Annotated in this window: 12 protein-coding genes; 6 read left to right on the forward strand and 6 right to left on the reverse strand. The window is 56.9% G+C overall.

The window, feature by feature from the left end; genetic code table 11:
• The first annotated feature begins 149 nt into the window (after positions 1–149).
• The 3 genes from alaS (at position 150) to AC2FFH_RS04200 (ending at position 4,098) form a co-directional block, all read left to right on the forward strand.
• A complete protein-coding gene (gene alaS / locus AC2FFH_RS04190; protein WP_496843805.1) occupies positions 150–2,819 on the forward strand; it encodes an alanine--tRNA ligase in 2,670 nt (889 codons plus the stop codon).
• 1 nt (position 2,820) lies between these two features.
• On the forward strand, positions 2,821–3,108 hold the full coding sequence (locus AC2FFH_RS04195) for a DUF1330 domain-containing protein (protein ID WP_472723800.1): 288 nt from the start codon (positions 2,821–2,823) through the stop codon (positions 3,106–3,108).
• 366 nt (positions 3,109–3,474) lie between these two features.
• Positions 3,475–4,098 carry a transglutaminase-like cysteine peptidase gene (locus AC2FFH_RS04200; protein ID WP_496727097.1) on the forward strand — a complete coding sequence of 208 codons (624 nt, stop codon included), beginning with the start codon at positions 3,475–3,477 and terminating at the stop codon, positions 4,096–4,098.
• Between the two features lie 145 nt (positions 4,099–4,243).
• On the opposite strand, the gene AC2FFH_RS04205 is transcribed toward AC2FFH_RS04200, so the two are convergent.
• The 6 genes from AC2FFH_RS04205 to AC2FFH_RS04230 all read right to left on the reverse strand — a co-directional run bounded on the left by AC2FFH_RS04205 (position 4,244) and on the right by AC2FFH_RS04230 (position 10,130).
• Entirely contained in the window at positions 4,244–5,020 is a 777-nt protein-coding gene (locus tag AC2FFH_RS04205; protein WP_496764822.1) for a hypothetical protein, read from the reverse strand.
• Positions 5,021–5,457: 437 nt separating this feature from the next.
• Positions 5,458–7,275 carry a translational GTPase TypA gene (gene typA / locus AC2FFH_RS04210; RefSeq protein ID WP_496843807.1) on the reverse strand — a complete coding sequence of 606 codons (1,818 nt, stop codon included), beginning with the start codon at positions 7,273–7,275 and terminating at the stop codon, positions 5,458–5,460.
• Positions 7,276–7,351: 76 nt separating this feature from the next.
• Positions 7,352–7,687, reverse strand: coding sequence for a DMT family transporter (locus AC2FFH_RS04215; protein WP_282151243.1), 336 nt, complete (start codon positions 7,685–7,687; stop codon positions 7,352–7,354).
• A 390-nt stretch (positions 7,688–8,077) separates the two neighbouring features.
• Complete coding sequence (locus AC2FFH_RS04220) at positions 8,078–9,235, reverse strand: HD domain-containing protein (protein ID WP_496843809.1); 1,158 nt, start codon at positions 9,233–9,235, stop codon at positions 8,078–8,080.
• Positions 9,232–9,477, reverse strand: coding sequence for a hypothetical protein (locus AC2FFH_RS04225; protein WP_058271680.1), 246 nt, complete (start codon positions 9,475–9,477; stop codon positions 9,232–9,234). Before AC2FFH_RS04225 ends, AC2FFH_RS04220 begins: the two co-directional genes overlap by 4 nt.
• Positions 9,477–10,130 carry an alpha/beta hydrolase gene (locus AC2FFH_RS04230; protein ID WP_058271679.1) on the reverse strand — a complete coding sequence of 218 codons (654 nt, stop codon included), beginning with the start codon at positions 10,128–10,130 and terminating at the stop codon, positions 9,477–9,479. The genes AC2FFH_RS04225 and AC2FFH_RS04230 overlap by 1 nt, the downstream gene beginning before the upstream one ends.
• A 177-nt stretch (positions 10,131–10,307) precedes the next feature.
• Here AC2FFH_RS04230 and iscR point away from each other — a divergent pair, with 177 nt between their 5' ends.
• Genes iscR through sufB form a run of 3 tightly spaced genes read left to right on the forward strand, consistent with a single transcriptional unit; the run spans position 10,308 to position 13,408 of the window.
• Positions 10,308–10,766 (forward strand): Fe-S cluster assembly transcriptional regulator IscR, encoded by a 459-nt coding sequence (iscR, locus tag AC2FFH_RS04235; protein WP_496843811.1) that lies wholly within the window; start codon positions 10,308–10,310, stop codon positions 10,764–10,766.
• A gap of 60 nt (positions 10,767–10,826) precedes the next feature.
• On the forward strand, positions 10,827–11,870 hold the full coding sequence (locus tag AC2FFH_RS04240) for a cysteine desulfurase family protein (RefSeq protein ID WP_496843813.1): 1,044 nt from the start codon (positions 10,827–10,829) through the stop codon (positions 11,868–11,870).
• Positions 11,871–11,887: 17 nt separating this feature from the next.
• Entirely contained in the window at positions 11,888–13,408 is a 1,521-nt protein-coding gene (gene sufB, locus AC2FFH_RS04245) for a Fe-S cluster assembly protein SufB (RefSeq protein ID WP_058271676.1), read from the forward strand.
• Positions 13,409–13,436: the final 28 nt, after the last annotated feature.

Below are 13,436 nucleotides of genomic sequence, written 5' to 3' on the forward strand. Positions count from 1 at the left end.
TGCGGTGATCTTGTATTATTAGTGTGTACGGATCTTGTTGAGGGGTTTTATAGCCCTTCAAAAACAAGGCCGATTTATCTTTGTGGACTATCCTTGGGGACGGGGATAAACCAATTCAGAACACTGAGATTGCGCGCCGAGAGAGCCATATGCCCACGCTGAACGAAATCCGCTCAACCTTTCTGAATTATTTTGCCAAACAGGGGCATGAAATTGTCGCGTCCAGCCCGCTGGTTCCGCGCAATGACCCGACATTGATGTTCGTGAACTCGGGCATGGTGCAGTTCAAGAACCTGTTTACCGGCGTTGAAACCCGAGATTATCAGCGCGCCACGACGGCGCAGAAATGCGTGCGCGCCGGCGGTAAGCACAATGACCTCGATAACGTTGGCTATACTGCACGTCACCACACTTTCTTTGAAATGCTGGGCAATTTTTCGTTCGGCAACTACTTCAAACACGAGGCGATCCCTTTTGCGTGGGAGTTGATCACCAAGGAATTCGGTATCGACAAGAACCGCCTGCTGGCAACGGTGTATCACACGGATGACGAGGCGTTTGAAATCTGGAAAAAGGTCGGCGTGCCCGAAGACCGGATTATCCGCATCGCCACCAGCGACAATTTCTGGCAGATGGGTCCGACTGGTCCGTGTGGACCGTGTACGGAAATTTTCTACGACCATGGCGATCACATCTGGGGTGGTCCTCCGGGATCGCCCGACGAAGACGGCGATCGGTTCATCGAAATCTGGAACATCGTTTTCATGCAGAACGAGCAGTTCGAAGACGGCTCGATGGTCGAACTCGACATGCAGTCGATCGACACCGGCATGGGGCTGGAACGGATTGGCGCGCTGCTGCAGGGCAGCCATGACAACTATGACACCGACCTGTTCAAGACATTGATCGAAGCGTCTGCTCATGCCACCGGGGTTGACCCCTATGGCGACCAGAATGTGCACCACCGGGTAATTGCGGACCACCTGCGCGCGACTTCCTTCCTGATCGCTGATGGCGTGATGCCGTCCAATGACGGGCGTGGCTATGTGCTGCGCCGGATCATGCGTCGCGCAATGCGTCATGCGCATCTTCTGGGGGCGAAAGATCCGGTTATGTATCAGCTGGTGCCAAGTCTGGTGCAGCTGATGGGCGCGCAATACACTGAGTTGGGACAGGCGCAGCCATTGATCGAAGAGACGCTCCTGTTGGAGGAAACGCGGTTCAAGCAAACCCTCGATCGTGGTCTGAAACTCCTGGATGATGAAGTTGCAGGCTTGCCCGAGGGCGCGGCACTTCCGGGTGATGCGGCATTCAAATTGTACGACACGTATGGGTTTCCGCTGGACCTGACGCAGGACGCCCTGCGTGAAAAGGGTCGTTCCGTGGACACGGACGGGTTCGACGCGGCCATGGCCGAACAAAAAGCCAAGGCCCGTGCGGCATGGGCTGGTTCGGGTGAAGCTGCAGATCAGGCAGTGTGGTTTGATGTGCTGGATACTGCCGGGGCTACGGATTTTCTGGGCTATGACACGGAAAAGGCCGAAGGGCAGGTTGCTGCGTTGGTGGTTGACGGTGCGTTGGTCGACACAATTAAAAAAGGCGGATCTGGCTGGGTGATTGTCAACCAGACACCGTTCTATGGCGAAGCTGGCGGTCAGATCGGTGATACTGGTGAAATCCGGCGTTTGGAAGAACGCGATGACATGGCGCGGGTCGAAGACACCAGAAAATTCGCTGATGGCAAAATCTATGCCCACAAAGTGACCGTTGATCAGGGCGCTTTGTCCAAAGGTGACGCGGTCGAGCTTGAGGTCGACCATGCGCGGCGCACGGCAATTCGCGCAAACCACTCGGCCACGCACCTGCTCCACGAGGCGTTGCGTGAAACGTTGGGCGATCATGTTGCACAGCGCGGCTCGCTGAACGCGGCTGACCGGTTGAGGTTTGACTTCAGCCATTCCAAGGCGCTGAGTGCGGATGAGATCCAAAAGGTCGAACGCGATGTAAATGACTTCATCCGTCAGAACTCGACTGTCGAAACGCGGATCATGACCCCTGATGATGCGCGCGAACTGGGTGCACAGGCGCTGTTTGGCGAGAAATACGGCGACGAAGTCCGTGTCGTGTCCATGGGCAAAGCTCCGACCGGTAAAGGTCAGGATGGCGAGACCTGGTCGATTGAACTGTGCGGCGGCACCCATGTACGTCAGACTGGTGACATCGGTACTTTTGTGGTTCTGGGCGACAGCGCCAGCAGCGCGGGCGTACGCCGGATCGAGGCTCTGACCGGTGACGAGGCGCTGCGGCATCTGTCCCAGCAGGATCAGCGTCTGGGTCAGATCGCATCAGAACTCAAGGCGCAGCCAGATGACGTTGTTGGCCGCGTCAAAGCACTGTTGGACGAACGCAAATCGCTGCAAAACGAAGTGGCGCAGCTGCGCCGCGATCTGGCCATGGCCGGCGGGGCCGGGCAGAGTGGCGGCGAAGCGCGTGAGGTGAACGGGGTCGCTTTCCTTGCGCAGGCGCTGAACGGCGTATCGGGCAAGGACTTGCCGGCGTTGATTGATGAGCACAAAAGCCGTCTGGGGTCCGGCGCCGTTCTGCTGATCGCGGATGCGGGCGGTAAGGCTGCTGTTGCGGCCGGTGTGACGGCCGATCTGACCGACAAGGTTTCGGCAGTCGATCTGGTTCGTGCGGCCGTCTCAGAACTGGGCGGCAAGGGCGGCGGTGGACGCCCCGACATGGCGCAGGGCGGTGGCAAGGACGCGTCGAACGCAGATGCGGCGATCAAGGCCGCAGAACAGGTTTTGGGAGGATAAGATGGCAGCACTCTGGATTGCTCACGTCACCGTGACGGATGCGGACGCATATGCGAAATACGCAGAACTCGCAGGGCCTGCGATTGCCAAGCACGGCGGGGCGTTTATTGCCCGCGCTGCACGTTATGTCCAACTGGAAGGCAAAGAGCGTCCGCGCAATGTGGTCGCCAAGTTTCCGTCCGTCGAGGCCGCGGTCGAGTGCTATAATTCACCGGAGTACCAGCAGGCCCTGGACCACGCGCGCGGCGCAAGTGAGCGTGAACTGGTGGTTGTAGAAATTACCGAATAAGAATAAGCCAAGTCTGATCCGCGGGTTTTCTGCCAATCAGATCCATTCATGGGCGAAATTCAGCCGAACTGTTCACAAGTGAAGTGAACCGTATTGTGGCAGTTTTCCACCCAATCGGAATCTTCGTGATTCCAGTATCTTATTTTATTGGAATGAGAGTTATTAGGTATCTTCCCGCCTAGATTGTGGCGCTTTTTTCTCAATTCCTGCGCGAAATGGTCATATTGAGTGACGAATTTCCGCCTTTTTTCCCCTTCACTTTCGCCAAAGATTGTACAAGCGCTACCGTTTACCATTAGGTTTTTCTAATCGAATACGGTCCTGCTTGTCGTCAATCGTTGCGTAGACAGGGATCGAGGTACGGGCATGAAATCGGAAGATATCGGACTCAAGGCCGCTCTCGGGCGGTTGAAGACATTTTCAGGTCGGGCAGTGGGGATTGCTGCTTTGGTTTACGGGGCCGCGGTTTTCGCGTCTCAGGCGGATGCGAGCGAGGGCAACTTCATCCGTACTCTTGCGGCGTCCCCTCCGCCTTCCGGTGCGCAGCAGTTGTGCCGACAGTACGCTTGGGCGTGCTCAAGCAAGACGTCAGTACGCATGACGTCCCAACAGGAAATGCAGATCATTGAGCGGATCAACCGTCAGGTCAACGCAACGACGCGCGCGGTTACGGATCAGACGCAATACCGCACCACCGAGCGGTGGGCTTTGCCGACAACGCGCGGCGGGGATTGCGAGGATTTTGCTCTTTTGAAGAAAAGAGATCTGATCAGGGCAGGCGTTGATCCAAACAAATTGCTGATTGCGACAGTGTTGGATACGCGCCGAAATGCACATGCAGTTCTTGTCTATCGCTCCGCTCAGGGCGATTTGGTGCTGGACAATTTGACCAACCGGATCAAACCCTGGTCGGCCACGCGGTATTTGTTCCTTCGGATGCAGGATCCGGCGAAACCCAGCCATTGGGTTGGTGTGTACGGAAGAAGTTAAAAATATCGACTGATCTATCAGGCTATGCATGGCAAAAGGGGCGACACGATAGTCGCCCCTTTGTTTGTCAGGCCGAACGTCGAGACGTTTTCGGCGTTTTTCAAGGCGTCGCCAAAAATTTCAGGCTGCTTTGCGGTTGATCGCGTCAGAGTGTGCCGCCGCTGCCATCGGCGCCGCCGCCACCGGCACCGCCGCCGCTTCCGTCGCTGCCACCGCCACCGGCTCCACCGCCGCTGCCGTCGCTGCCACCGCCGCCGTCGCCGCCACCGCTGCCATCGGCACCGCCACCACCGGCACCGCCACCGCTTCCGTCGCTGCCACCGCCATCGTTGCCGTCGCCATTGCCGCCGCCATTGCCGTCGCCGCTATTGGAGTTTCCACCGTCATTGCTGCCGCCATTACCGCTGCCGCTGTCGGAGTTACCGCCGCCATTGCTGCCACCGTTACCATCGCCGCTGCTGGAGTTTCCGCCGCCATTACTGCCGCCGTTGCCGTCGCCGCTGCCGGAGTTACCGCCGCCGTTGCTACCGCCATTGCCATCACCGCTGCCGGAGTTTTCGCCGCCATTGCTGTCGCCGTTGCCGTCACCGCTGCCGGAATTACCGCCACCGTTGCCACCGTCGTTGCTACCACCGTTGCCGCCGCCATTGCTTCCGCCGCCGTTTCCGCCGCCATTGCCGCTGCCGCCATCACCACCATCGCCGGATTCACCACTTGTGCCGGATACTCCGGCACCGCCGCTGCTTTCGGACGAACCGTTGTTACCACTTGAAGAGCTTCTGTCATCGCCGTCGCTGGTGCGGTTCCTTGCAACGGTTGCCGTCGGGATATCAGTCAAAATCGCTGCGAACAGAGGACAGGCTTGCGATGTGCGGGCCAAGATATCCTCAAAGTCGGCCCGGCGCTGAATGTAGCGCAGCATCCGCTTGTCGACGACTTTGCAACTACAAAGCGTTTCGGTGGATACAGATTGCCGGGCTGTTTTGACTTTGCAAACTTCAGCTGCATGAGCCGCGCTTGTTGCCATCAGTGGGAATGTCGCGGATAAAAATACAAACGAATATAATCGGGATCTTACGCGCATAGCGCTACTCCTTTAAACTCATTACCAACACCTATTAACAAAGTAATTGTGCCACAGTTTGGACAAAAATACATCCGTACTTTGCCTCAATTGTTGGTCGAGTAACAGCGATAAACCCCAGTAGATTTGCAACCTATTGGTGAAACTGTATGAAAAACTTAAGAAAAAGCCCGTCAGTAAGACGGGCTTTCTTTTGATTTAGATGGTAATTCTAGAATTAATTCTGCCACGAACGGCACATTGTTTAGATTATGTAAACAATGTCACAGACCGGTTCAGGCCGATCTTGCCATCCGTTTCCGCTCGTGCGGGTCAAGATAACGCTTGCGCAGTCGAATGGCGTTTGGAGTGACCTCAACCAGTTCGTCATCATCGATATAGGCAATCGCCTCTTCCAGAGAATACTGGATATGAGGTGTCAGGCGCACGGCGTCATCGGAACCGCTGGCGCGCACGTTGGTCAGTTTCTTGCCTTTGAGCGGGTTCACCTCAAGGTCGTTATCGCGTGAGTGTTCGCCGATGACCATGCCCTGATACACGTCGGTTTGCGGGGCAACGAACATCCGGCCGCGCTCTTCCAGGTTCCACAGCGCATAAGCCACGGCCTGTCCGTTTTCCATCGAGATCAGAACCCCCGCACGACGACCCGGGATCGGGCCTTTGTGGGCCGCCCAGCCGTGGAACACACGGTTCAGAACACCGGTGCCGCGTGTGTCGGTCAGGAACTCGCCGTGATATCCGATCAATCCGCGCGACGGTACATGCGCGATAATACGGGTCTTGCCCGCGCCGGCCGGGCGCATTTCGGCCAGTTCACCTTTGCGCGCGCCAGTGATCTTTTCGATCACCGAGCCTGAATATTCATCGTCGACGTCAATGGTGACTTCTTCGATGGGCTCCATGCGCTGACCATCTTCTTCGCGGAACAGAACCTGTGGACGCGAGATGCTGAGCTCAAACCCTTCACGGCGCATGTTCTCGATCAGAACGCCCATCTGCAATTCGCCACGGCCAGCGACCTCAAAGGCATCGCCGCCGGGTGTGTCGGAAATGCGGATCGCGACGTTCGACTCGGCCTCTTTCATTAGGCGGTCGCGGATAACACGCGACTGAACTTTTTTGCCGTCCCGACCGGCGAGCGGCGAGTCGTTGATGCCGAAGGTCACGGTGATGGTCGGCGGGTCGATGGGCTGTGCGGGCAGGGCTTCGTCAACCTGGGGCGAAACCAACGAGTCGGCCACGGTTGCCTTGCTCATGCCTGCAATGGTGACGATGTCACCGGCTTCGGCGACATCGATTGGCTGTTGGGCCAGTCCGCGGAACGCCAGAATTTTCGAGGCGCGGAAGTTTTCGATCAGCGTGCCATCGCGGCTCAGCGCCTTGAGGTTGTCGCCGGCTTTCAAAGTGCCGCTTTCCACACGACCGGTCAGGATGCGACCGATGAACGGATCGCTGCCCAGCGTCGTGGCCAGCATGCGGAAGGGTTCTTCTTTGTTTTCGACCTGCTTTGGGGCAGGGACGTGATCGACGATCAGATCGAACAGGGCGGTCAGGTCCTTGCGTGGCCCGTCCAGCTCCATATCCGCCCAGCCCGAGCGGCCCGAGGCATACATGGACGGAAAGTCCAGCTGGTCATCGTCAGCGCCGAGGTTGGCGAACAGGTCAAAGCATTCATCAAGTGCGCGGTCTGGTTCAGCGTCGGGTTTGTCTACCTTGTTCAGAACCACGATGGGACGCAGGCCCAGCGCCAACGCCTTGGACGTCACGAATTTGGTCTGCGGCATCGGGCCTTCGGCGGCGTCCACCAACAGGACAACACCGTCGACCATGCTGAGGATCCGCTCAACCTCGCCACCGAAATCGGCGTGGCCGGGGGTGTCAACGATGTTGACCCGGGTGCCTTTCCATTCGACCGAGGTCGCTTTGGCAAGGATGGTGATTCCGCGTTCGCGCTCCAGATCATTGCTATCCATGGCGCGTTCGGCCACCGCCTGGTTTTCCCGGAACGCACCGGATTGTTTGAGCAGCTCATCCACCAGGGTCGTTTTACCGTGGTCCACGTGAGCGATGATTGCGATATTGCGCAGGTCCATGAGAGGTCAGCCTTTGAACGGGAAGTTGCCGCGCGCATAACGCGGATTGACTGAATAGGCCAGCCCTAACCGGTCGTCAGTGGCCCGCTGTGCTGGAAAACAGGTGAATGATCAGGATTCCGGCCAATATCATCGCCAAACCGAGCACCGCAGGCCAGTCCAGGCGCTGACCAAAAACAATGAAGCCGATGATGGCGATCAGAACGATCCCCAAGCCGGACCAGATGGCATAGACGATGCCGACCGGCATAAATTTCAGGGTGAGGCCCAGTAAGTAAAAAGCAACTCCGTAACCCACGACAACCAAAACAGAGGGCCAAAACCGGCTGAACTGCTGGCTGGCCTGCAGCGCCGTTGTGCCAATTGTTTCGGCGAAAACCGCCAGCAATAGGATGAGATAGGCTTTGGGCACGGCAGGTCTCGATTCAGTTGCAGTTGGGGAGGTTGACCACAAATTCCCAATTCCCGACAAGGGGAATTTGAATGGATATCGGGAAAAGTTCGGTGCCGGAAGCACCGGCGTTGCCCACCGAAGAGGTCAGGATAACCATACTATTTCAAAGAGAAAAATTCTGATATGAAATGGGTGGTTTTTAGTTTTCTTTTATGAGTTTTCAATGACGAAATTTGCGATATCCGTGATCGTTGCTTCGGCATTCATAGTGGCGCTTGGGTGGCTTGCGGGCGGGGGGTCCGTCGACATAAACGCAGCCAGTGGTGTTGAGCGGTTTGAAAGTTTTAAGGTTTAAGTGCCTGCCGGAACGATTGGAAAAGGGGCCTTTGTGCCCCTTTTTCTATTAGCTCAACCGACAGTGTTTTCTGAAAAATACGTGCTCAGTTGCGGTCGCAACCATGACCAAAGCGCTGGTGCGCCGCGATTGATCGGCGTTCCCACACGGCGTTCGATCTGGGCAAAGGTCACGTTGTAATCCACCCAGGATCCTCCACCCGTTTCAAGGTTTCCGACCGGGGTTTGAAACCGATCGATCGCCTTGGCAAATCGCGCGTCTGGCGTCTCGGCCGCCTCGAACTCCTCCCATAGCGTCCGGAAGGCGTGCTGCGGTGCCTCGGGCAACAACCCGAACAACCTGTCGGCTGCGGCCCGTTCTTCGGCTTCTTGCGCGGCGTGGTCGACTTGGCCGTGGATGGGGTGATCTCCGGCATCGATTTCGACGATGTCATGCAGCAGTAGCATTTTCAGGACACGGTCAAGCGACACATCGGACTGCGCGTATTCCGACAACACCCAAGCAAACAGCATGATGTGCCAGGAATGTTCGGCCGAGTTTTCAAACCGATCATCAGACAACAGGCGTGAGGCGCGGTAAACGGACTTCAGGCGGTCTGCCTCAGTCAGAAAAGCCAGCCGTTCAGAAAACGCAGTTTCAGGCGTTGACTGCGCGTGCAGCAGGGCGCTGGCCAGAGCGTGTGCTTGGGGGAATTCCCGTGCCAAATACGCGGCGCGACCACTGCTGAGGTTTTCCCGCGCTACTTCAACATGATCCGGGTTGGGGGTTGGCGCGCATAGGACTTGAAACAGCGGTTGGCATCGGTCCAGATATTTGGCGAATTTCGCGTCCGGCGTCGTGTCGGCCTCGAACTCTTCCCACAGGGCTTGAAACGCAGACGTCTGATCGTCCGGCAAGAGACTAAACAACTCGTCCGCCGCCGCGCGCTCGGCGCGTTCCACGGCGTTCCAATCGGTTTCCAGGTGAATGGGGTGATCGCCGACGATGATCTCGACCAGATCGTGCAACAGCAGCATGCGTATGACGCGGTTAATGTTAACGTCGTCACCCGCCAGCGGCTCCATCGTCAATGCCCATAAGGCCAGGTGCCAGCTGTGTTCTGCAGAGTTTTCAGGGCGGGACCGATCCAGGAGCGCATTGGCGCGATCGACCGACTTCAGCCTGTCCGCGCGTTTCAGGAATTCAAGTTGCGCGGACAGTCTTTCAGTCATTTCTTTTCAATCGCTTTCACCTGGGATCGATGTTTGGTCAGTGCGTCGATGACAAACTTGCGCGCTTTGCGTTCAGCAATGCGTACACGCATTTCGGTCAAAAAGGCCTCTTCCAAGGTCTGGGAGGAGGCGCCCAAAAGCTCTCCCACCTCGACAAAGAAACGATCATTGCCGGTTTCGTCCATCACCTTCATTGTGTCCTCGGCCAGTTTGGCCGCAAGTGTTGTGATGGTATTCGACATTAGCGCGTGTTCTCGGTCAGGCGACGCTTCACATAGTCACTGACATCGGTGATCAGCGTGTCCATGTGACGGTCCTGGAAGAAGTGATCAGCACCCTCAACCTCGTTATGGGTGATGGTGATGCCCTTTTGTTCGTGCAGCTTGTTGACCAGCGACGTTGTGTCGGCGGGCGGGGCCACACGGTCGGAAGAGCCGTTGATGATCAGGCCAGAGGACGGGCAGGGCGCCAGGAACGAGAAGTCATACATGTTGGCTGGGGGCGACACGCTGATAAAGCCCGTAATTTCGGGGCGGCGCATCAGCAGCTGCATTCCGATCCAGGCACCAAACGAGAAACCGGCAACCCAGCAGTGCTTGGAGTTGTTGTTCATCGACTGCAGATAGTCCAGCGCTGACGCTGCATCGCTCAGCTCACCGATGCCCTGATCGTATTCGCCTTGGCTGCGGCCCACGCCGCGGAAGTTAAAGCGCAACACGGTAAAGCCCATGTTGTAAAACGCATAGTGCAGATTATAGACCACCTTGTTGTTCATGGTCCCGCCGAATTGTGGATGCGGGTGCAGCACGATGGCAATCGGTGCGTCTTTTTCCTTTTGCGGGTGGTAGCGGCCTTCCAGGCGGCCTTCGGGTCCGGGAAAAATCACCTCGGGCATGTGTGCTTTGGTCCTGTCTTTTTCTTCCTGATGCCATGATATACTTGACGGTAATCGTAAGGCACTTTAGAACGGTTCTAATTATGATGCTTTGCGCAAGGCGCTGCCTGTCGGAGATACGCACTGGCGGCGGCGGCGTCAATGTTTTCGCTAATAACCTGCCACGAGGGAAAGACAATGAAGCTTTCGACAAAGGGTCGTTACGCGATGGTTGCACTGGCTGATATTGCTCTACAGCCCTCGGACCGCTTGGTGACGCTTAGCGAAATTTCCGAACGTCAGGATGTCTCGCTTCCTTATCTTGAACAGCTTTTCGTCAAATTGCGCCGGGCCGAACTGGTTTCGTCCGTACGTGGACCGGGCGGCGGGTATCGTTTGGCGCGGCCTGCTTCCGAGATTCGGGTGGTCGAAGTTCTGGCGGCGGTGGATGAAACCGTGGACGCGCTGCAAAAAGGTGCTGGTGCATCTGGGGCATCCTCGGGCAGCCGGGCGCAGTCATTGACCAACCGTCTTTGGGAAGGTCTTAGTGCGCACGTCTACGTCTTTTTGCACCAGACGTGCTTGTCAGATGTAATCAAGAACGATCTGGCACCGTGCCCGGCAGTTCCCAGTCTGTTTTCCATCGTTGATGAGTAATCTAATGCTGTTTGCCTCTTGGGTTTCTTCCCCGCTTTGCGACGACGAAAAGATGTATCCATGAATCGTATTTATCTGGATCATAACGCAACAACACCGCTGCGCCCCGAGGCGCGTGAGGCCATGGTGGCAGCGATGGATTTGTGCGGGAACCCCTCATCCGTTCACGCCGAAGGCCGCGCGGCCAAGGCTCTGATCGAACGGGCAAGGGCGCAGGTTGCAGCCGCATTTGGTGCGGATGGGGCAGACGTTGTATTTACATCAGGTTCGACCGAAGGGGCCGCGCTGACATTGGGCAATCGTGATTTGCACGGGTCCGCGATTGAGCATGACGCGATCAGATCATGGATCAACGAAGACTTGCTCACGTCGCAATCCGGTCAGGTGGATGTGTCAAACCCCGAGCAGTCGACCCTGCAATTGGCGAATTCCGAGACGGGGATTGTCCAATCTTTGCCAAACGGATTGGCCGTGACGGATGCGACACAGGCCTTTGGCAAGTTGCCGGTGGCCTTTAACTGGCTGGGCGTCCAGATGGCGCTGATTTCGGCCCACAAGCTGGGCGGCCCGAAAGGGATTGGCGCGGTGGTGATGAAACGTGGCACCGAACTGCCTGCAATGATCAAAGGCGGTGGGCAAGAGATGGGTCGTCGGTCAGGTACCGAAAATGTCATTGGAATCGCGGGGTTCGGGGCGGCAGCTGAAGCTGCGGCGCGGGATATTTCAAATGGTATCTGGGAACAGGTTCGTGAATTTAGAAATATTCTAGAAAATGCCCTTGAGGCTGGTTCTAAATCTACTATTTTTGTCGGGAAAGGTCAGGACCGCCTTCCGAATACCTCGTGTTTCGCAACCCCCGGCTGGAAGGGCGAAACGCAGGTCATGCAGATGGATCTGGCAGGCTTCGCTATCAGTGCAGGTTCTGCCTGTTCCGGCGGCAAGGTCCGGGCAAGCGCGGTGCTGACCGCGATGGGTTTTGATGAGGTCACAGCAGCAAGCGCGATCCGCGTGTCTCTGGGACCTTTGACCACTGAAGAAGATGTGCTGCGTTTCGCCGAAACGTGGCTTGAAAAAGAAAAGAAGCATCGCGCGCGCGCTGCGTGATCTGACGGAGGTGTCATATGGCCGCTTTGGACCAGACCCAGGTAAAAGAGGGTGTCGATCAGGAAACCGTGGATGCGGTACGCGAGGTCAGTACCTACAAATACGGTTGGGATACCGATATCGAGATGGAGTACGCGCCCAAGGGCGTGAACCCGGATATCGTCCGGCTGATCTCGGAAAAGAATGAAGAGCCCGAATGGATGACCGAATGGCGTCTGGCGGCCTTCGAACGCTGGACCAAGATGGATGAGCCGAACTGGGCTATGGTCCACTATCCCAAGATCGACTTTCAGGACCAATATTACTATGCCCGCCCCAAGTCGATGGAGGAAAAGCCCAAATCGCTGGATGAGGTCGATCCCAAGCTTCTGGCAACATACGAAAAGCTTGGTATCCCTCTGAAAGAGCAGATGATTCTGGCCGGCGTCGAAGGCGCCGAGGATATGCCTGCCGAAGGTCGCAAGGTGGCCGTGGATGCGGTGTTCGACTCGGTTTCGGTTGGCACGACCTTTCAGGACGAACTGGCCAAACACGGTGTGATCTTCTGTTCGATCTCAGAGGCGATCAGGGAACACCCTGAACTGGTCAAAAAATACCTTGGCACAGTGGTCCCCGTCTCGGACAACTTTTACGCCACGCTGAACTCGGCCGTGTTCTCGGATGGCTCGTTTGTCTACATCCCGCCAGGTGTACGCTGCCCGATGGAGCTGAGCACCTATTTCCGCATCAACGCGGAAAATACGGGTCAGTTTGAACGCACGCTGATTATCGCGGACAAAGGTTCTTACGTTTCGTATCTGGAAGGCTGCACCGCACCGCAGCGCGATACAGCTCAGCTGCACGCCGCCGTTGTTGAGATCATCATCGAAGAAGATGCCGAGGTGAAATACTCGACCGTTCAAAACTGGTTCCCCGGGGATGAAAACGGCAAAGGCGGTATCTATAACTTCGTGACCAAGCGCGCCGATTGCCGGGGTGACCGGTCCAAGGTGATGTGGACCCAAGTGGAAACCGGATCCGCCGTGACCTGGAAGTACCCGTCCTGCATCCTGCGCGGTGATGAAAGCCAGGGTGAGTTTTACTCGATCGCCATTACCAACAACATGCAGCAAGCTGATACCGGCACCAAAATGGTGCATCTGGGCAAGAACACCAAGTCGCGCATCGTGTCCAAAGGGATCAGCGCGGGTAAAGCGCAGAACACCTATCGTGGTCTGGTTTCGATGCACCCGAAGGCGAAGGACAGCCGCAACTATACCCAGTGCGACAGCTTGCTGATCGGTGATAAATGCGGGGCTCACACGGTGCCGTATATCGAGGTTCGCAACAATTCATCGCGCGTGGAGCATGAGGCGACGACATCCAAAGTGGATGACGATCAACTGTTCTACTGCCGTCAGCGCGGCATGGACGAGGAAGAGGCCGTGGCCCTGGTCGTCAACGGGTTCTGCAAGGACGTCCTGCAGGCGTTGCCGATGGAGTTTGCCATGGAAGCGCAGCAGCTGGTGGCCATCAGCCTTGAAGGATCAGTGGGTTAACCCCGCATTTCTCTGAATTCAGAACATA

The sequence above is a fragment of the Ruegeria sp. YTSC003 genome (assembly GCF_059609785.1).